The sequence below is a fragment of the Acidovorax sp. NO-1 genome, from assembly GCF_000238595.1.
In the GTDB taxonomy this organism is placed as follows: Bacteria; Pseudomonadota; Gammaproteobacteria; order Burkholderiales; family Burkholderiaceae_C; genus Acidovorax.
In genome coordinates, this window is the sequence record NZ_AGTS01000078.1 from 304,332 (window position 1) to 324,719 (window position 20,388).

Below are 20,388 nucleotides of genomic sequence, written 5' to 3' on the forward strand. Positions count from 1 at the left end.
CATAAAGCGCTAACAGCTACAACATTGGGAGCAAACGCATGAACCCCATCATCACCAGCCTGCTCGACACGGACCTCTACAAGTTCACCATGTGGCAGGCGCTGCTGCACCGCCACCCGCAAACACAAAGCGAGTACCGCTTTGTGTGCCGCAACACCCCCGCCTACCCGCTGGCCGAGCTGCTGCCCGAGGTGAACGCCGCGCTGGACCACCTGTGCACCCTGCGCTTCACACCCGACGAGCTGGCCTACGTGGGCGGCCTGCGCTACATCAAGAGCGACTTTGTGGACTTCCTGCGCATCTTCCAATTCCAGCGCAGCTTCATCAACGCCTGGGCCGAGGGCGACCAGCTGCACATCGTGGCGCAAGGCCCGCAGGTGCATGTGATGGGCTTCGAGATCTTTGTGCTGGCCATCGTCAACGAGCTGTACTTTCGCCGCTTCGATACCACTGCAGCCCTCGCCAGCGGACGTGAGCGCCTCGCCGCCAAGGTGCAGCAGCTGCAGGCGCTGGCGCAGCACACCTCGCTGCGCCACCCCTTCGAGCTGTTCGACTTTGGCCTGCGCCGCCGCTACAGCGGGGCCTGGCAGCGCGAGGTGGTGCAGACCTTTGCGCGCGAAGCACCGCAATGGTTCAAAGGCACCAGCAATGTGCTGCTGGCGCGCGATTTGAACCTGGTGCCCATCGGCACCATGGCGCACGAGTACCTGCAAACCTACCAGGCGCTGGGCGTGCGCCTGCGCGATTTTCAGAAGGCCGCGCTGGAAGACTGGGTGCAGGAGTACCGGGGCGACCTCGGGATTGCGCTGACCGACACCGTGGGCATGGACGCCTTTCTGGCCGACTTCGACCTGTACTTCGCCAAGCTGTTCGACGGCCTGCGGCACGACTCGGGCGACCCGGTGGCCTGGGGCGAAAAAGCCCTGGCGCACTACGCCAGGCTGCGCATTGACGCCAACACCAAGCGGCTGGTGTTCTCGGACGGACTCGACCTGGAGCGCGCCCTCATGCTGTACCGCCACTTTGGCGACCGCACGCAGCTTGGCTTTGGCATCGGCACCAACCTCACCAACGACATGGGCCCGGGCCACAAGCCAATCAACATCGTGATGAAACTGGTGCGCGCCAACGGACAACCGGTGGCCAAGCTGTCGGACACGCCGGGCAAGACGCTGTGCGACGATGAAACGTACCTGGCCTACCTGCGCCAGGTCTTCAACGTTGCTAACTGAGTGGCTGAGAAAACTCTCCGACCCGCTCTGCAGACTCAAGGGAAACGCAATGCTCCGCATCACCATCGCCCAATTGAATTTCACCGTCGGCGACATCGAAGGCAACGTGGCCCGCATGGTGGCCGCCGCCCAGCAGGCCGCACGCGAAGAGGCCGACCTCGTCGTGTTCAGCGAGCTGTCGCTGTGCGGCTACTACCCCGGTGACATGCTGGAGGAAAGCGCCTTCCAGCAACGTATCGCGGCCGGGTTGGCCGCGCTGCAGCAGGCCTCTGCCGCGCTGCCACAACTGCACTGGGTGGTGGGCGCTCCCACCCCCGCGCAAGGCCCCGGCAAGAAGCTGCACAACAGCCTGCTGGTGCTGCAGGGTGGGCAAGTCCGCTTGCAATACGCCAAGCAGCTGCTGCCCACGTACAACATCTTTGACGAGCGCCGCCACTTCGAGCCCGGCCCCGACGTGGCCAAGGTGCTGCGCGTCGGTACCGCGCAGGTGGGGCTGCTGGTGTGTGAAGACGGCTGGAACGACCACGGCGGCGACTACGTGATCAACCCGTTCGAGCGCCTGCGCGATGCCGCGCCCGACCTGGTCATCAGCATCAACGCCAGCCCCAGCCATGTGGGCAAGCGCGAGCAGCGCCACCAGATGTTTGGCGGATCGTCGCGCCGCCACGGCTTGCCGATTCTGTACGTCAACCAGGTGGGCGGGCACGACCAGCTGGTGTATGACGGCGGGTCGTTTGCCGCCGAGCCGGACGCGGGCATTGTGTTTGAAGCGCCGCGCTTTGCCGAAGACGTACGCACCCTGCAGTTTGATGGCGGGCGCTTTTGGGCCGCCCAGGGCGAGCGCCCGGCGGCGGTGCCGGCGCAGGGCATCCCGCCGATGGACTTCTACCGCCAGCAGATCGTGCTGGGCCTGCGTGACTACGCGCGGCGCTGCGGCTTTGGCCAGGTGGTGGTGGGCAGCTCGGGCGGTATCGACAGCGCGCTGACGCTGGCGCTTGCTGTGGAGGCGCTGGGCGCCGACAACGTGGTGGGCATCACTATGCCCTCGCGCTACTCTAGCAGCGGCTCGGTCGATGACTCGGTGGCGCTGTGCCGCAACCTGGGTGTGCAGCTCTTCACGCACCCCATTGCCGAGCTGGTGGCGGGCTATGCGCAGCAGTTCGAGGCCAGCTTTGGCAAGCCACTGGCGGGCCTGCCACTCGAAAATCTGCAGGCGCGCATTCGCGGCACGGTGCTGATGGAATACTCCAACGCCTTTGGCCACCTGCTGCTCACCACGGGCAACAAGAGTGAAATCTCGGTGGGCTACTGCACGCTGTATGGCGACACCAACGGCGGGCTGGGCCTGCTGGGTGACCTCTACAAAACAGAAGTGTTTGCCCTCTCGCGCCACATCAACGAACACGCCGGGCGCGAGGTGATTCCGCAGGCCATCATCGACAAGGAACCCTCGGCCGAGCTGGCCCCCGACCAGCGCGACACCGACAGCCTGCCGCCCTACCCTGTGCTGGACGAAATCCTCAAGCTGCTGATCGAGGGAGACCGGCTGTCCGCCGCCGAGCACACCCAGGCACAAACCATCGTCGCGCAATTGCACGAGACCGATGCGGGCACCGCACTCGTCCAGCGCATCCACGCCATGGTGGCGCGCAATGAATACAAGCGCCGCCAGGCTCCGCCCATCCTGCGCGTGCGTGCCCGGGCCTTTGGCAGCGGGCGGCAGATGCCGATTGCAGCCCGGTATGCATGAACCACCGTTCCGGTAAAATCACTACAAAAACAATAGCTGTTCGCGCTTTATGGGCAAGCGCTAGAGGCCAAAAAGATTCATAAAACCAACGACGCACTGGAGACACATGGTCGATACCGCCATCTACATCGGGCGTTTTGAGCCCGTGCACAACGGCCACATGGCGCTGCTGCAGCGCGCGCTCGACAGCGCGCAGCAGGTCATCGTGGTGGTGGGCTCGGCCTGGCAGGCGCGCTCGCCCAAGAACCCCTTCACCTGGCAGGAGCGCGAAGCCATGCTGCGCGCCGCACTGCCTGCCGCCGACGCCGCCCGGGTGCAGGTGCTGCCCATGCGCGATTACTACAACGAAGCCGTGTGGGTGCAGGCCGTGCGCCAGGGCGTGGCGCGTTTGACCGCACCGGGGGCGCACGGCGCAAGTGTGGGGCTGGTGGGCCACTTCAAGGACGCGACCAGCGGCTACCTCAGCGCCTTCCCCGGCTGGGAGCTGATCCATGTGGAGCGCCAGGGGCCGATTGACGCCACGGCCATCCGCGATGCGTACTTTGGTGCCACGCCCGACACCGTGGCACCGGCCCTCGCCCCCCTGGCCAGCCAGATGCCCGCCAGCACCCTGGCCACGCTGACCGAGTTTGCGCACACCCCGCACTACCTGGCGCTGCAGCAGGAGTGGCAGATGCTGCGCAGCTACCGCCAGGCCTGGGCCGCCGCGCCCTACCCGCCCGTGTTCGTGACGGTGGACGCCGTGCTGCGCTGCCAGGACCATGTGCTGCTGATCCGCCGCGCCCACGCACCCGGCAAAGGCCAGCTGGCCGTGCCCGGCGGCTTCATCGAACAGCGCGAAACCGTGTGGCAGTCATGCCTGCGCGAACTTGTGGAAGAAACCCACTGCCACCTGCCCGAAGCCACCATGCGCGCCGCGCTGCAGTCCGTGGCCGTTTTCGACCACCCCGACCGCAGCCAGCGCGGCCGCACGATTACGCATGCGCACTACTTTGATCTGGGGGACGCACAGTTCCCGGTGGTGCAGGCCGATGACGACGCGATGCTGGTGCAGTGGACGCGAATCGACCAACTGGCTTGCCTGGAAGAAGAGTTCTTTGAAGACCACTTTCACATGCTGGACCACTTCTTGAATATCACATGATTGTTGCAAAGCATCATCTGAAGGAGTTGTGCGTCGCACTATCAGAAAGAAGCAGCACCTCCTTCATGCCCCGTGCAACAACTCGTGGCGGTTGCTTCCCGATGTAAAAACACTGGGAGTATGTGCAACCCCTGGATACGATTCTGGCGGCTTTTTTCATGCCTGTAAGCGGATTTTTACCCGTTCACAAGTCGTAGCCCACATCGCCGCGTCAGTCCTTTCGAAGGAGCGCGGGTATTTGTAGGGTCGAATCATTCACTCTCTATGAAGGCACACAGCAAATGGCAGCCGTACCCGGCCACTTTGAGTACCCCATCAAGGATCGAGATACTCTGTCATCGATTCTGCAAACTATCTACGGTGTCAGCCAATCCGATCCGCAGTACAGCCGTTGCCTTCAGTATCTGCTTGCACTCAATCCACACATAAAAAATCCTGATCGCATCCGTGCGGGTGATGTGCTTCGGTTGAATGAACCCCTGGTTGAGGAGGCCCACAAAGGCAACGACCCGCCGCCGCACATCGTCAATACGCCGTTGATCAGCGAGGGGGTGAAGAGCGCGGATGCGGCAGGCTTTCAAGCAGTGACCTGGATGGCCGACAACAGCAACTCCTTTCTCATCCCCGGTTCTGTCATTGCGAGCGGAGGAGCAAATTTGCTTAGCGGCGGAAACGTCTCGCTCATCCATCAGATGAGCGACCACTATGCAAGCTACAAATCAGGCAACCTGACGAAAGGCCAGTACGACTATCGCCGGGCTTTAGCCCTTCGAAGGTTTCAAACCAACATTGGCCCTATGGACCGCTTGCTCTTCGGGAACGGCGGGAGTCAACAGTCGCTTCGCATCGCGCGTGCAGGAGGCGTTCCAGCCAATGCCAATCTGGCACGCCACGCGAGTCGACTCCAGCGATTGGGTCAGGTGGCGAATAAAGGGGGAGTTGTACTGACGGGAGTGGGCCTCGCTGCGTCATGCATACAAATCGCCAACACCACGAGTCAGAACGAGAAGAATCAGATATTCGTTGAAAGCGTTGCTGGATCTGTCACAGGTTTGGTGGGCGGAGCAGCGGTGGGACTATTTCTTGTGTCGAATCCCGTAGGTTGGGGTACCGCATTGTTACTCGCGGCCGGCACAGCCGCTTGGGGTTACAACGCAGGAAAAGCGTCACGCTGGGCGTATGATCGGTGGGGAAATTCTGCTGACCTCGTTTCTGCAACTCACATCAGCCAGATATGTCACTAATTACGCCCCACAATATTTTTATGACCACTATGTGGGGTGGGATTATTTTTTTAGCTACGGGGCCAGCTATTTTTCTAGCTCTTCATTTCCTGATGCCGAAGCAATTCCTAGAAAAATATTTCACCAGCCCATTTTTTCAGATTTGGGAAATTAATGCATTTAACATATTTCCATCGACATTTATGCGAACAGTCATGTTGACAGGTGTTATTGCATTTCCAAAATTGGGCAAAAAAAGAAAACTGACCGACGCTCATTTGGATGCACCCCTATGGTACAAAATCTTTTCGAAAACGTACTGGATATATTTCTTAACCCTGGGCGGCCTTTTCGTCATAAGTCTTATTGGTCTGGTTGCTTACACCGTTGCCATAGATAACCTGTAGAACGCGCACCCGCGCTTTGCAAAAACTTAATTCAGATACGCCGTCTCAACCGTGAAACCAACGGGAATGAGGACCGCAGACCCCTCCCAATCCGAAATCACGCCACGCGGAACTTGCCCACCGTCTGCGACAGATCTTGCGCGAGGACTGGTCGATGGACACCATCGTGCCCACCACTTGCTGCACCACGTCGCCACCGCGCACTGCCATGTCGGATGCGGCACGGGCCAGTTCGTCGGCGCGCTTGGCGTTGGCGGCGTTTTGCTGCACGGTGGACGTGAGTTGCTCCATCAACGCGGCCGTCTCCTGCAGCGCGCTGGCCTGCGACTCGGTGCGCGCCGACAGGTCGCCATTGCCGGCGGCGATCTCGGACGACGCGGTGGTGATGGAGTCGGTGCTGTCGCGCACCTGCTTTACCAGGTGCGAAAGGTTGTCGCGCATGGCGCGGATGGCGCGGATGGCGTGCAGGATGCTGGTGGTGTCGCCGGGCAATGTCTGCACGTCCACCGCCAAATTGCGCAGGCCGCACGGCGACAGGGATTGGCACCCGCTCGGGGCGCAGGTGTAACAGCCTCGGAAATGCGGCGCACCCGCAACGCCACAGCCAACCCGAAAGGTGTTGGCTGGGAGTTTCGAGTCACTGGCGACAGCCAGCGGCAGCGATGGATAGAGTGCGATGGACCAGAGGCTCAGGTGCCCGCCCGCTCCAACATCGCATGCAGCAGCACATTGCACCCTGCCTCGATGTGCTCGGGCTTGGCGTCTTCAATCTCATTGTGGCTGATGCCGTCCTTGCACGGGATGAACACCATGCCCGCAGGCGCCAGGCGGGCCATGTACACCGCGTCGTGCCCCGCGCCCGACACAGCAGGCATGTGGCTGTAGCCCAGCTTGGCGGCAGCGCGGCCCACGGCGTCCACGCAGTCGGGATGGAAAACCTGGGCGGGGTAGTTGGACACCAGGTCGATCTTGATTGGCAGGCCACTCTCGGCACTGAGCTTGGCGGCCACGGCGCGGATGTCCTGGTCCATGCTGTCGCATTCGGCGTCGGTGGCGTTGCGCAAGTCAATGCTGAACTTGACCTGGCCGGGGATGACGTTGCGGCTGTTGGGGTGCACGTGCACCATGCCGACCGTGCCGCGGCCGTGCGGCGGGTGGCGATGGGCGCAGGCCACCACCTCCTGCATCAGCTGCGCGGCGACCTGCAATGCGTCCTTGCGCAGGGCCATGGGCGTGGGGCCTGCGTGGGCTTCCATGCCGGTCACCGTGCAGTCGTACCAGCGGATGCCCAGCACGCCGCTGACCACGCCGATGGTCTTGTTGTTGTCTTCCAGCACCGGGCCTTGTTCGATGTGGGTTTCGAAGTACGCGCCGATGGGGTGGTCGCCGGGTTCTTGGTCGCCGATGTAGCCGATGCGCTCGAGCTCGCCTTTGACCGATTTGCCTTCGGTGTCGGTGGCGGCGTAGGCGTGTTCCAAAGTGAAGGCTTTGGCGAACACGCCGGAGCCCATCATCACGGGCACGAAGCGGCTGCCTTCCTCGTTGGTCCAGAACGCCACCTCAATGGGGGCCTCGGTTTCGATGCCGTGGTCGTTGAGCGTGCGCACCACCTCAATGCCTGCCAGCACGCCGTAGTTGCCATCGAACTTGCCGCCGGTGGGCTGGGTGTCGATGTGGCTGCCGGTCATGATGGGTGGCAGGTTGTTGTTGCGGCCGGGGCGGCGCATGAAGCCGTTGCCGATCTTGTCGATGGTGACGGTCATGCCTGCCTCGCGCGCCCAGCGGGTGACGAGGTCACGGCCCTGCTTGTCCAGGTCGGTGAGGGTCAGGCGGCACACGCCGCCCTTGGGCGTGGCGCCGATCTGGGCCAGCTCCATGAGCGACGCCCACAGGCGATCGCCGTTGATGCGCAGGTTTTCGATGTCGGGTTTGACTTTGGTGTCCATGGTGTTGTTCTCCGTCGGTTCAGCGGGCAACCGCTGTGGGGGCCAGGTCCTGCGCACGCTTTTGCACGGCCTGGAAGTTGGCGCCAAACGCCGGGCGCTTGATGTAGCGGCCCTTGCCCTGCTCTGCCCGCAGGTCACCATTGGCAAACACCACGCGACCCTGGCTCACGGTGTGGCTGGGGATGCCGCGCACGGTGCGGCCTTCAAAGATGTTGAAGTCGCCCTTGCTGAACTGGGTCTTGGCGGAGAAGGTCTTGGTGCCTTGCGGGTCCCACAGCACCAGGTCGGCATCGGCACCTTCGCCGATGAAACCCTTGCGCGGGTAGATGTTGAACAGCTTGGCCGCGTTGGCCGAGGTGATGGCCACGAACTCGCTGGGTGTGAGGCGCCCGGTGTTCACGCCACCATCCCACAGCGCGGCCATGCGTTCTTCCACGCCGCCCGTGCCGTTGGGGATCTTGGCGAAGTTCTCCTTGCCCATGGCCTTTTGCGCGGCGCAGAAGGTGCAGTGGTCCGTCGCCGTGGTGTGCAGCTGGCCCGACTGCAGGCCGCGCCACAGCGCCTCCTGGTGGCCCTTGGGGCGAAACGGCGGGCTCATCACATACGCGGCGGCCTTGGCAAAGTCGGGGTCGCGGTACACGCTGTCGTCCACCAGCAGGTGGCCCGCCAGCACCTCGCCGTACACGCGCTGGCCGCGCGCACGGGCGCGGGCGATGGCGTCGGCCGACTCCATGCAGCTCACATGCACCACGTAGATCGGCACGCCCAGCACGTCGGCAATCGCGATGGCGCGGTTGGCGGCCTCGGCTTCGACCATGGGCGGGCGCGAGAGCGGGTGGCCCTCGGGGCCGGTGATGCCCATCTTGGCGACCTCTTGCTGCAGCAGGTACACCAGTTCACCGTTTTCGGCATGCACCGTGGGCATGGCGCCCAGCTCCAGCGCGCGCTTGAAGCTGTTCACCAGGGTTTCGTCGTCGCACATGATGGCGTTCTTGTAGGCCATGAAGTGCTTGAAGCTGTTCACGCCCTCGTCCTTCACCAGCGTACCCATGTCGGCGCGCACCTGCTCGCTCCACCAGGTGATGGCGACGTGAAACGAATAGTCGGCGGCCGACTTCTCCGCCCAGCCGCGCCATTTGCGATATGCATCCAGGATCGGTTCTTGCGGATCGGGGATCACGAAGTCGATGATGCTTGTGGTGCCACCGGCCAGCGCGGCGGCCGTGCCGGTGAAGAAGTCGTCCATGGTGACAGTGCCCATGAACGGCAATTGCATGTGCGTGTGCGGGTCGATGCCGCCGGGCAGCACGTACTGGCCGCTGGCGTCCAGCACCTGCGCGCCCGCGGGGGCCTGCGCCGCAGCTCCATCCCCCACGGCCACGATGCGGCCATCGACGCACAACACATCGGCGCGCTGTTCACGGTCGGCGTTGACCACGGTACCACCGCGGATCACAAGGGCTTGGCTCATGGGGTCTCCTTCAGGAATGCACATCAAACAAGGCTCTGCCAAGGCCGCTCGCCCTGGCAGAGCCGCAGCGTCACTTCTTCTTTGCGGTCAGGTAGTAGTAGGTGCCGGCGACGGCCAGGCTGAAGAACCAGCCGAAGTCAAAAAGGCTCAGCAACAGTGGCGCTACCGAGGCCTTGTCCACCACGCCCGACACCGCCAGATATCCCGGCAGGCACGGCAGCACACCCAGCGCAAACGCGACCAGCGCCTGCACGTTCCAGCCACCGCTGTATTCGTAGTCACCGCCACGGCGGTACAGGTCGTCCACCTTCAGTTGCGTCTTGCGCACCAGGTAGTAGTCGACCAGCAGGATGCCTGCAATGGCGCCCAGCAGCGTGCCATACCCGCCCAGCCAGGTGAACAGGTAGCCGCCCGAGGTGGCCAGCAGCTTCCAGGGCATGAACAGCAGGCCAATGAAGGCGGCAATCAGGCCACCGGTGCGGAAGCTGATCCTGGAAGGCGCCACCTGGCTGAAGTCATACGACGGCGACACCAGATTGGCGGCGACGTTGGTCGTCAGGTTGGCCAGCAGGATCACCAGCAGGCCGACGCCTGCAGCCAGGCTGCCCATCTGCGTCAGCAGGCCATCCGGGAACAGCTGGGCCTTGCCATACAGGATGGCCGAGGCCGAGAAACCGATCACGCCCACCATGGAGAACAGCGCCATGGGAATGGGCAGGCCAATGGCCTGGCCGATGACCTGGTCCTTTTGCGACTTGGCAAAACGGGTGAAGTCAGGGATGTTGAGGGCGAGCGTGGCCCAGAAGCCCACCAGGCCGGTCAGCGCCGCCCAGGTCTTGGGGCCGCCTTCCACAATCTTGGCCGGCAGGTTGAAAAGCTGGCCAGACGGCACCTTCATCATCAGCACCACCACCAGCACGATGGAAGCAATGATCATCAGCGGCGCAGCGATCACTTCCAGTTTGCGGATGGACTCGGGGCCTTTCCAGATGAAGTAGATGTGCACGGCCCAGAACGCCAGGAAGCACATGAACTGCGAAGTGCTGATGGTCTGCCCGTCCGCCGGGCCCGCAAGGCCCATGCCCAGGATGTTCAGGAACCCGTGCAGCGCCAGTGCGCCAAAGTAGCAGTTGATGGAGAACCAGCCACAGGCCACCAGGCCACGCAGTACGGCCGGCAGGTTGGCGCCCTTGACGCCGAATGAAGCCCGCGCCAGCACCGGAAACGGAATGCCGTATTTGGGACCCACGCGGCCGATGAGCAGCATAGGCACCAGCACGATGCAGTTGGCGACAAACACCAGCCACACTGCCATCTGCCACGTGAAGCCCTGGTCGAGCATGGCACTGGCCATGGTGTACGTGGGTACGCACACCACCATGCCCACCCACAACGCCGCATAGTCTTTCCAGGCCCAATGGCGCTGGGCTTGCGTGGTGGGGAGCAAATCTTCATTGGCGAGCGGGTTCATGGCTCCGCCGGGCATTTGCCCCACCACATGGGCGGCACTGCCGGTACTTTTGGTCATACCTGTTCTCCTGTCAAAGACTTCGTTGGGGTTGCAAACAACCCGCTGTCTGTTAAAGCGCCCTCACGCTGGCAGATGGCGGGCAAAAGGAAGCGAGCGATGCTATCGGTCACGCAAGAACTGCACCAGATGCACTGCAGCACCGCGTTGCGAATGTGCACCAGATCGGTCATCACGGATACCGCTTTCACGCCGATGCTCCGGTGCGCTATCGCCCGCTTCAGGCTGCTGCTGCCACCCGCTGCGGGTTGTTGGGGTGCGTGGTCCAGTTGGCGTATTCGCCCGTCACCGCCCTGCCGGTGCGCACATCGACCTCGCCCGGCGCGAGCGCGCGCATGGTGATGCACTCGGGCACGGGGCAGATCGACACGCACAGGTTGCAGCCCACGCATTCGGCCTCGTTGATCTCGAACCTGCGCACACCACCCTCCTTGGTGAAGGTGATGGCCTGGTGCGAGGTGTCTTCGCACACCACATGGCAGCGGCCGCACTGGATGCAGGCGTCCTGGTTGATGACGGCCTTTTCAATGTGATTGAGGTTGAGGTTCTTCCAGTCCTTCACCGTGGGCACGGCCTGGCCCTTGAAGTCGTCGAGCGTGGCATAGCCGTGCTCGTCCATGAAGTTGGACAGGCCATCGCACATGTCCTGCACGATCTTGAATCCGTACACCATGGCCGCCGTGCACACCTGCACCGTGCCGCAGCCCAGCGCGATGTATTCGGCCGCATCGCGCCAGGTGGTGATGCCGCCAATGCCGCTGATGGGCAGGCCCGCGGTCTGCGCGTCGCGTGCAATCTCGGCCACCATGTTCAGCGCGATGGGCTTGACCGCCGGGCCGCAGTAGCCGCCGTGCGATCCCCAGCCGTCGGTGCTCGGGCTCATCACCATGCGGTCCAGGTCCACGCCCATGATGGAGTTGATGGTGTTGATGAGGGACACGGCATCCGCCCCGCCCGCCTTGGCCGCACGGGCCGGGTGGCGCACGTCGGTAATGTTGGGCGTGAGCTTCACGATCACGGGCAGCTTGCTGTAGTGCTTGCACCAGGCCGTGACCATCTGGATGTATTCGGGCACCTGGCCCACGGCAGCGCCCATGCCGCGCTCGCTCATGCCATGGGGGCAGCCGAAGTTGAGTTCGATGCCATCGGCGCCAGTGTCTTCCACGAGCGGCAGGATGTTCTTCCAGCTCTGCTCCTCGCACGGCACCATGAGCGAGACGATCATCGCGCGGTCGGGCCAAGCGCGTTTGACGCGCTTGATCTCTTCGAGATTGGTGTCCAGCGGGCGGTCGGTGATCAGCTCGATGTTGTTCAAGCCGATCACACGCCGGTCTTGCGACATCAGCGTGGAGTAGCGCGGGCCGTTGACGTTGACCACCGGTGGGTCTTCGCCCAGCGTTTTCCACACCACGCCGCCCCAGCCCGCCTCGAAGGCGCGGGTGACGTTGATCTCCTTGTCGGTGGGCGGTGCGGAGGCCAGCCAGAAGGGGTTGGGACTTTGGATGCCCAGAAAATTGCTGCGAATGTCTGCCATGGGGTGCTCCCGTGAAAACTGGGGTGAAGGGGTTCAAGCCATCAGTGCGGCGTGGATGGAGACAGCGGCGACCTTGCCGTGCTCCACCGCTTCCACCGTGAGGTCGCGGCCGCCCACGCGGCAGTCGCCACCGGCCCACACACGCGCAAGGCTGGTGCATCCTTCTGCGTCGGTGGCGATACGCCCGCCCTCCAGCGCAATGCGGTTGCCCACAGGCTCGGCCACAAAGGTCTGGCCAATGGCCTTGAGCACCATGTCGGCATCGAGCGTGAACGTCTCGCCGGTTTCCACCAGCTTGCCCCCGCTCAGGGCTGTGGCAGCAAAGCGCACGCCCTTGACAGCACCGCCTTCGCTCAGCACCTCTTTCGGTGCCGCCCAGTGGCGGATGGTCACGCCATTCGTCTGCGCCCACTGCTGTTCCACGGCCGATGCCGACATGGCCTCTGCGCCCCGGCGGTAGACGATGGTCACCTCTTGCGCGCCCAGCTTGCGCGACTGCACGGCGGCATCCACCGCCGTCATGCCGCCGCCAATCACCACCACGCGGCGGCCCACGGGCAGGGTCGAGAGGTCGTTGCTCTGGCGCAGCTCGGCGATGAAGTCCACTGCATTGCGCAGGCCGGTGGCCGTGGGCTTGGCCACGCCCAGCGCGTTCACGCCCTGCAGGCCCAGGCCCAGGAACACGGCGTCGTAGGCGCCCAGCAGGCTGTCGAGCGTGATGTCACGACCCAGTTGCTGGCCCGCGCGTACCTCGATGCCACCGATGGACAGCAGCCACTCCACTTCCTTCTGCGCGAAGTTGTTGGTGGTCTTGTAGCTGGCGAGGCCATATTCATTCAGGCCGCCCAGCTTGGGGCGCGCCTCGAACAGCACCACGTCATGCCCGCGCACGGCCAGGCCATGCGCACAGGCCAGGCCCGCAGGCCCCGCGCCCACCACGGCCACACGCTTGCCGGTGGCAGATGCGCGCTGGAACAGCGGTGCACCGGGCTGGGCAAAGAAGGCATCGGTGGCGTAGCGCTGCAGCGAGCCGATCTCCACCGGCTTGTCTTCGTTGGTGTTGCGCACGCAGGCCTGTTCGCACAGCACCTCGGTGGGGCACACGCGGGCGCACATGCCGCCCAGCGGGTTGGCCTCCAGGATGGCACGGGCGGCGCCCCGGTTGTTGTCCTGCGCAATGCGGTGGATGAACGAGGGAATATCGATGCCCGTGGGACAGGCCGTGGCGCAGGGGGCGTCGTGGCAGTAGTAGCAGCGCTCGGCCTCGATCAGCGCCTGCGCCCGGGTGAGCGGCGGGTGTGCATCGCTGAAGTTGGCGGCGTAGTCTGCCAGGTTCAGGCGCGCGGCATGAATGCCGCAGGCACGGCTTGCGGGTGTGTCCATCAGGTTTCCTCCGAGAGGGTCAGGGTGGGGATCTGGGCGCGAGCCTGCGCCGGGCAGCACACAGAGTGCGCTGGGCCTGGGCCAGCCAATGCAGCGCGGGCCTGGAGGTCTGCGCTTGCGATGTTCGGAGGTTTCATCGGGGTCCTCGCTGTGGGGTGCCGTGCGCGCTGCATGTGCATGGCGGCCCGGCATGTTGGTCAATTTACCAACCGGTAAAAATTTACCAATTGGTAAAATCCCTACAGCAAGGGACATGCCAGGCTCGGCCGGCCAATTGACAGCGAGTTGCCAGCGAAATGCCAGTATTTGGCGCCCCGCTTGTTCCACAATGGTGCAATGAAAGACGCTCGCCAGCCCAAGGCTGTCAACGCAGCCCAACGCCGCCCCACCAAGCCCGGCGCTCTGGCTGCCCCCCTGGACATGCCCCCCCGAGCGCCCACGGCGGCGCGCCTGCTCAAGGAGCAGGCCATCCTGGCCGAGGCGGAGAACCACTTTGCCCAATTTGGTTTTGAAGGTGCATCGCTGGAGAGCATTGCAGCGGCAACCGGCATCAGCCGCCATAACCTGCTGTATTACTTCCCCAGCAAAGAAGCCCTGTACCAGCGCGTGCTGGACGATGTGCTTACGCAATGGCTGGCGGGCATGGAAGACCTCTCGCACAGCGACGACCCCCAGCAGGCCCTGCGCCGCTACATCCGCGCCAAGCTCCAGTACTCGCGCGAGCGCCCCCAGGGCGCGAAGGTGTTCACCAAAGAGGTGATCGCCGGTGCACCACGCTATGGCAAAGCCATCACGGAGCGGGTGGGCCCGCTGCTCAAGACCGAGGTGCGCACCTTCGAGCGCTGGGCCCGCGAAGGCCGCATCGCCAAGGTCAATTTCACGCACTTGATGTTCATCATCTGGTCGGTCACGCAGGCCTATGCGGAGCAGGAGGCGCAGTTTGCGCTGCTGCTGGGCAAGCCGGCATTGACCGAACGGGACTTTGAACACGCCGAGGAACTGCTGGTGCGCATGGTGCTGGCCGGCTTGGCCCATCAAACCGGCACGGTTGTTTAGCTGCGAGGTGCTCTTTTCTGCGAGCGGACAAGAGGCCGCGGCCCCCAGCGGCCCGCTACTGGGCATGGCTTAGACTTCATCAACTTGATCGTTGAGTTTCATTTTCTTACAACAATCGATGTCGGCATCCACCTCCAACCCATTGCAGAAGCCCATGGAAACGTCGCGCAAAACAAGCGTATTTTTCGCAGTTGCTCTCATTCTTGGCGTGCTTGGCGTTTACCTGCCCGGTATCAGCAACGAACTGATTTTTGATGATTTCCGGTTGAGTGACGGCACCATCTTTGGCGAATATGGCAGCCTGCTGCAATTCAAGCAGCGCATGCTTTCCTATGGGAGCTTTGTCTGGGTGCAAGAATTGGTGGGAGATGGATGGTGGAAGCAACGGCTACTGAATATCCTGCTGCACCTTGGCACCGTAGCCAGCCTATACGCCCTGCTGGGGGCTTTACTAAGCCACGCCAAGTTTCCCCAGGAGTTTGAGGATCAACCGCATTTTGCAAGCTCTCGCACCGCTGCGTTGCGGGTTGGGGTTGCCCTGTTCGCACTGAACCCTGTTGCGGTTTATGCAGTTGCGTATCTGATTCAACGCTCGATCCTCATGGCCACGCTGTTTGCAGTGCTGGCCTGCTGGCTTTTTGTGCGGGGGCTTCAGACCCGGCGCAGCGTGTGGTTCGCTGCAGCTCTGGGCAGCTATCTGGTGGCGGTACTCTCCAAAGAGCACGCTCTTCTGACCGCCGCCATGGCGGTACCGCTCTACATTTATGTGCGCCGCCCTGGCTGGAAGGCCATCGCTGCGCTGGCAGCAGCGTCTTCGCTGGTGCTGTTACTGGCTGCAGCAGCGTTCTTTGGCATTTATGGCGACCTGGTTGGCAAAGTGTTCGACCCCCGCTCAGAGGCCCTGGTGCGGCAACTTGAGGCTATCCGCCCAGGGGTTAGCGCGCAGGTGTACCCCTTGAGCGTTTTGAACGAAGCTGCGCTGTTTTTTCGGTACGGGCTGCTGTGGTTCGTCCCGAACGTGCATTGGATGTCCGTAGACCTGCGGCCCGCGTTCCCACTCGGCGTTGACTCTTGGCAGCACGTGTTGGGGGCTCTTGGCTACGTGGCGTTGATGAGTGCATCCGTCTGGGCAGTTCTGTGCCGCAGAGATGTTCTTGGTCTTGCTGGCGTGTGCCTGCTGTTTCCCATCCTGTGGTTTGGCACCGAGTTCGCCACAGTGTGGGTGCAGGATCCTTTCGTGCTTTACCGCAGCTACCTGTGGGCTGTGGCCGTTCCTGGGCTGGTAGCCATAGTGCTGACCGGCCTTAAACCCACAACGATTTACACACTGGGCATCCTGCTGGCCATGCTTTTTGGCGGGTTGGCCCTGGAGCGTACGTTGTCGCTCAAGGATGAGGGCACAGCGTGGGCGGACGCTGCTGAAAAAATCGACTTAAGGGCTCCATTGAACGCAGTAGGGCGCAGCCGCCCGTTTCTCAACCTTGGTGCCCATCACCTGGACAGAGGCTCGCTGGACTTGGCAGAGCGAGCATTCCTGACAGCCGATGCGCTGGGCGACTTGGGTGGCAACGCACGCTTCAATTTGGGAGTGACGCTGCAGCAACAAAAAAAGCACGCCGAAGCATTGCAAGCCTTTGCCCAAGCGCAGCAAAAAGGCTTTGGCGGCCAATCCCTGCACTACCAGCGGGGGGAGTCTGCGTTTGCCCTGGGCCAGTATGCATTGGCCTTTGAGAGCTTTGGCGAAGCCCTCAAATACACGGACGAAGCGGGCGATGCCGATCAGAAAAAAATGTGGGCGTTGTTGTTGCAAAAGCATGCAGACGCAGCCGTTGCCACCCAGCAATACGACATCGCTATTCGCAATTTTGAAACCCTCCTTGAAACCAACGCCAATCATCCGCGACTGTTGCTCGGCCTTGGTATGGCTTTGGTGGGCAAAGGCGACACCCAACGTGCGGTTCCCTTGTTTGAGCGGTTGATTGCAACCGCCCCCAGTGCTGCGGCGTATTACGGGCGGGGCGTTGCGCAGTATCGCGCTGGCAAGGTGAAAGAAGGGCTTAAAGACATCGATGAGGCCATCAGACTGGAGCCCCGCAACCCCCAATATCGGCAAGTGCGCGCGCAACTGGAAACTGCCAGTACGTCGAGAGGCACCACCAAGCGATAGCTGGCACCCGTACTGATCTACTGGACCACCATGGCCCTTCGCGTTCTACACGTCGGAAAATTTTTCCCGCCCTACCTGGGTGGCATGGAAGTATTTCTGGCCGACCTGATCCAGGAGCAGAGACGCCAAGGCATAGACGCCCACGCGCTGGTGCATGGCGACCCTCTTCCCGGTGACCCTGAGTGGGTGCAACGCGTCACAGTGCAGTTCAACCTGGTCTACGCGCCCATGGCGCTGGGTTTCCGGCAGGCCCTGGGTAGCGCCATAGAACGCGTGAAACCAGACATACTGCACCTGCACATGCCCAACAACTCGGCACTGTGGGCCTTGACGCTGCCCAGCGCGCGCAAGGTGCCATGGGTGGTGCACTGGCATTCGGACGTGGTGGTGTCCAACATCAAGTGGTCTGTGGCGCTGGCCTACATGCTCTACCGACCGTTTGAGCAAGCGCTGCTAGAGCGCGCGCAGCAAGTTTTTGCCACATCGCCTCCGTACCTAAAGGCCAGCGCAGCACTACGCCCATGGCGAAGCAAATGTGAAGTGGTACCGCTGGGCATCAACCTGCGCAGCACGCCACCCACCGCCCTCGTCACAGACACACCACAGTGGCGCGCAGACACACAGCTGAAGCTGCTGTCCATCGGACGGCTTACCTACTACAAGGGTTTTGAAACACTGATCCGCGCTGTCTCCACGCTGCCCGGTGTGGAACTGCTGATTGCCGGTGAAGGTGAGCTGCGCGACACGTTGGAGGCACTGATACAAAGCAACACGCCACACGGAACGACCCCTGCTGTGCGCTTGCTAGGCGCGGTGGACGACGCCCAAAAGCATGCGCTGCTAGCCGAATGCGACCTGTTCTGCCTGGCATCGCGTGAGCGCACAGAGGCCTTCGGTATTGTGCTGCTGGAGGCCATGCAACACGCCCGACCCTGTTTGGTGACCGACCTGCCCGGCTCTGGCATGCCTTGGGTGGTGGCGCATGCGCATTGCGGCCTGCATGTGCCCTTTGAAGACATTGACGCCTGGCGCAGCACCATTGCCCGCCTGCAGCACGACCCCGCCCTGCGCAACCGGCTGGGACAGAATGGCCAGAAAGCGCTGCACCAGCACTTCAGCATCGGGCCCTGCGAACGGGCCACTGCCCGCCATTACCGGGGCCTGGCACCCGGCAGCGGAATTATTGCGGCCCGCCAGGGATTGATGGTGGTGATCTCTACTCGAAACAACGCGGCAGACATTGCCCAGCTGCTGCAACGCGTGCGCACTCTCGTCAATGCACCCGTGCTGGTGGTGGACAACCGTAGCACTGACGCCACCTGTCACCTGGCCGAACAGCACGGAGCGCGCGTGTTGCGCCCCCTGCTGGCCATGACGCCGTGGGGCAGCCTGCAAACCGGTATCCGCCATGCGTTGGCTCAGGGCTACGCGTCGGTCGTCACCATCGATGCCGAGGGCCGGTATGAAGTGGAGGAGTTGCCCACGTTGTTGGCAGCAGGCGACAACAGCGACATGGTGGCGGCCTACTTTGCAGCCCGCAACAGCCTGCCGCGCCGCGCTGCGTGGCAGTGGCTTCGCTGGGTTACAGGCCTGCGGCTGCGTGACTTTGTCTCGGGCTTCCGTCTGTACAACCGTGCCGCCATGCAAGTGGCGTCCTCCGCCGACGCCACACTGCTGGACTATCAGGACATCGGCACCCTGCTGCTGATGCGACGCGAGGGCATACGCATCACCGAAGTCGCGCTTGCAATGCATACACCCAAGATAGACCGCTCCAAGATTTTTAGATCGTGGGCTAATGCCTTGCGGTACATGGCCGTTTCTTCACTTCTCAGCATTGCTCACGGGCGACATGCCAGCGCTGCAAGAGAAGTCACCAAAAGCTCATAGCTTTCAGCCAAGAACCTGCACCGTAGATCATCACAGCCCGCCCCGTCTCCAAGTCCCTAGCTTATTGCGGAGACATGACGCCAAGGGCATTGCCTGGTCACATCAAAACCTTGGCGCCAGCCGCAATCAAGACCAGTGCCAGCGCAAACTGCACCCAGCGGCCAGCAACCCTTCCGGCCAACAGACTTCCCAAAAGCACAGCGGGTATGGAGCCCGTCAGCAAGCTTGCCAGCATTTTCCAGTCCACCATGCCGGCAAAAAGATATCCAGTTCCTGCGACAACGGCCAACGGAATGGCATGAACGATGTCAGTGGCGACCAGGCGATGGGGAGTCATGCGAAGAGGATAGAGATACAGCAGCATCACGCTGCCAAGCGCTCCGGCCCCCACCGACGTGAGAGCCACGCACAAGCCCAAAACAGCACCGGAGACCACTGTCAGCGCTGGCTGCAAGGCCTTGAAACGAGCCGGCTCCGCTATCCGACGTCCACGCGCGTAGCTCGTCAACTTTGGCGCAGCCAACAGGCCAGCCGCCGTGATCAGCACCACTATGCCGATAGCCGTGGTGAGCCATTCCACCCGAGCCACTTGCATTCCCAAGCTGACAATCACCACGATGAACAGCGCCATTGGCAGGCTTCCAAGCCACAGGCGTTTGGCTACTTGCCAGTCCACATGACCATTGGTTTGGTGAACGCGTGCTCCGGCTAGTTTGGTGATAGCCGCAAACCACAAATCTGTAGCGACTGCAGTGGATGGCGACACCCCAAAGACAATCAACAAGATGGGGGTCATCAATGCGCCACCACCCACGCCTGTGAAGCCCACCACAAAACCGGTCAACGCACCCGCGAGCGCATAAGGTGCATCAATCATGCAGAAAGCAACGCTGCGCCAGGGGCCGCAATGGGCGAATGGCTGAATGGCTGAGCACATTGGGCTTGCCGCGACACAGGGGCGGGCGCCCACCACCACTGAAGGCCGTGATGACTGCATCACCAGCAAGGTGCATGACAGGCAGCTGCTCATTCAACAATGCTTCACCATTCGATTGACGCATAACGGGATAATTTGTGATTAAATTGCAAATGATCATCGTATCACGCCAGATATATACATGAAATTAGATTTTTCACAAATTGCGACAAACAAAGAACCTGTTTTGTCAGGGCTTGATGTCTGCCAGGCTTGGGACACAGAGCTTGCCTTTGAGCACTTGAAGGCCTGCGGAGAGGCAGACTCCAAACGCACGGCCGAGCGCCGAATCAACGCGCTAGGGCTCCTACCCCAGGAACTGATCGCCCACGATTTGGTGGACGAATGTGGTCGCCCGCCCAACCGCCTCGTGCTGAACTGGGCAATTGAACAAGCGCGCAAGCGGCGCGAACGGGTTCTCTTTGTCCAGTTAAGTCCCCTGCCCACGGGAAAGCCTTGCTTGCACGCCAATGACGCTCGGGGCGCCCGATTCTGGGTGCCGCTACCTGACGGCCAGCATGAGAGCATCGCTCTGGCCTTGCTTGCGCTTCAAAAACTCATCAGCAAGCCGATAGCGGTGTTTCCGCATGGCGCGCTGGTGGCAGCCTTGCGGGACACGCCAAGCACTCCGGATATTCATCTTTGCCCTCAGGTGTACCGACCAGTCTTGTCTGTCGATCC

16 protein-coding genes are annotated in these 20,388 nt (G+C 62.4%); 8 read left to right on the plus strand and 8 right to left on the minus strand.

The window, feature by feature from the left end; genetic code table 11:
- The first annotated feature begins 38 nt into the window (after positions 1–38).
- The 5 genes from pncB (at position 39) to KYG_RS23320 (ending at position 5,756) form a co-directional block, all read left to right on the plus strand.
- Complete coding sequence (gene pncB, locus KYG_RS12345; protein ID WP_008905235.1) at positions 39–1,232, plus strand: nicotinate phosphoribosyltransferase; 1,194 nt, start codon at positions 39–41, stop codon at positions 1,230–1,232.
- Positions 1,233–1,281: 49 nt separating this feature from the next.
- Positions 1,282–2,982, plus strand: a complete 1,701-nt coding sequence (locus KYG_RS12350) for an NAD+ synthase (RefSeq protein WP_008905236.1) — start codon at positions 1,282–1,284, stop codon at positions 2,980–2,982.
- A 106-nt stretch (positions 2,983–3,088) separates the two neighbouring features.
- Complete coding sequence (locus KYG_RS12355) at positions 3,089–4,126, plus strand: bifunctional nicotinamide-nucleotide adenylyltransferase/Nudix hydroxylase (RefSeq protein WP_008905237.1); 1,038 nt, start codon at positions 3,089–3,091, stop codon at positions 4,124–4,126.
- Between the two features lie 281 nt (positions 4,127–4,407).
- Complete coding sequence (locus tag KYG_RS24415) at positions 4,408–5,370, plus strand: LysM peptidoglycan-binding domain-containing protein (protein ID WP_139019373.1); 963 nt, start codon at positions 4,408–4,410, stop codon at positions 5,368–5,370.
- A 20-nt stretch (positions 5,371–5,390) separates the two neighbouring features.
- Entirely contained in the window at positions 5,391–5,756 is a 366-nt protein-coding gene (locus tag KYG_RS23320; RefSeq protein WP_139019374.1) for a hypothetical protein, read from the plus strand.
- A gap of 45 nt (positions 5,757–5,801) precedes the next feature.
- Here KYG_RS23320 and KYG_RS12370 read toward each other — a convergent pair whose 3' ends face one another.
- The 7 genes from KYG_RS12370 to KYG_RS12395 form a co-directional block, all read right to left on the minus strand.
- Positions 5,802–6,257 carry a hypothetical protein gene (locus KYG_RS12370; RefSeq protein WP_304412020.1) on the minus strand — a complete coding sequence of 152 codons (456 nt, stop codon included), beginning with the start codon at positions 6,255–6,257 and terminating at the stop codon, positions 5,802–5,804.
- A 188-nt stretch (positions 6,258–6,445) separates the two neighbouring features.
- A complete protein-coding gene (locus KYG_RS12375; protein ID WP_008905240.1) occupies positions 6,446–7,702 on the minus strand; it encodes a Zn-dependent hydrolase in 1,257 nt (418 codons plus the stop codon).
- Between the two features lie 19 nt (positions 7,703–7,721).
- Positions 7,722–9,173, minus strand: a complete 1,452-nt coding sequence (gene hydA / locus KYG_RS12380) for a dihydropyrimidinase (protein ID WP_008905241.1) — start codon at positions 9,171–9,173, stop codon at positions 7,722–7,724.
- Positions 9,174–9,243: 70 nt separating this feature from the next.
- Positions 9,244–10,701, minus strand: a complete 1,458-nt coding sequence (locus KYG_RS12385) for an NCS1 family nucleobase:cation symporter-1 (protein WP_008905242.1) — start codon at positions 10,699–10,701, stop codon at positions 9,244–9,246.
- Positions 10,698–10,892, minus strand: coding sequence for a hypothetical protein (locus KYG_RS24420; protein ID WP_139019375.1), 195 nt, complete (start codon positions 10,890–10,892; stop codon positions 10,698–10,700). The genes KYG_RS12385 and KYG_RS24420 overlap by 4 nt, the downstream gene beginning before the upstream one ends.
- 29 nt (positions 10,893–10,921) lie before the next feature.
- Entirely contained in the window at positions 10,922–12,235 is a 1,314-nt protein-coding gene (gene preA / locus KYG_RS12390) for an NAD-dependent dihydropyrimidine dehydrogenase subunit PreA (protein WP_008905243.1), read from the minus strand.
- A 33-nt stretch (positions 12,236–12,268) separates the two neighbouring features.
- Positions 12,269–13,618, minus strand: a complete 1,350-nt coding sequence (locus tag KYG_RS12395; RefSeq protein WP_008905244.1) for an NAD(P)-dependent oxidoreductase — start codon at positions 13,616–13,618, stop codon at positions 12,269–12,271.
- A gap of 336 nt (positions 13,619–13,954) precedes the next feature.
- On the opposite strand from KYG_RS12395, the gene KYG_RS12400 reads away from it, so the two are divergent.
- The 3 genes from KYG_RS12400 to KYG_RS12410 all read left to right on the plus strand — a co-directional run bounded on the left by KYG_RS12400 (position 13,955) and on the right by KYG_RS12410 (position 18,731).
- Complete coding sequence (locus KYG_RS12400) at positions 13,955–14,674, plus strand: TetR family transcriptional regulator C-terminal domain-containing protein (RefSeq protein ID WP_008905245.1); 720 nt, start codon at positions 13,955–13,957, stop codon at positions 14,672–14,674.
- 154 nt (positions 14,675–14,828) lie between these two features.
- The gene (locus tag KYG_RS12405; RefSeq protein ID WP_008905246.1) at positions 14,829–16,841 is read left to right on the plus strand and encodes a tetratricopeptide repeat protein; all 2,013 of its coding nucleotides are present in this window, start codon (positions 14,829–14,831) and stop codon (positions 16,839–16,841) included.
- A gap of 30 nt (positions 16,842–16,871) precedes the next feature.
- Positions 16,872–18,731: a glycosyltransferase gene (locus KYG_RS12410; protein WP_034694296.1), complete on the plus strand. Its 1,860-nt coding sequence runs from the start codon at positions 16,872–16,874 to the stop codon at positions 18,729–18,731.
- A 97-nt stretch (positions 18,732–18,828) separates the two neighbouring features.
- Here KYG_RS12410 and KYG_RS12415 read toward each other — a convergent pair whose 3' ends face one another.
- Complete coding sequence (locus KYG_RS12415; RefSeq protein WP_034694299.1) at positions 18,829–19,608, minus strand: sulfite exporter TauE/SafE family protein; 780 nt, start codon at positions 19,606–19,608, stop codon at positions 18,829–18,831.
- Positions 19,609–20,388: the final 780 nt, after the last annotated feature.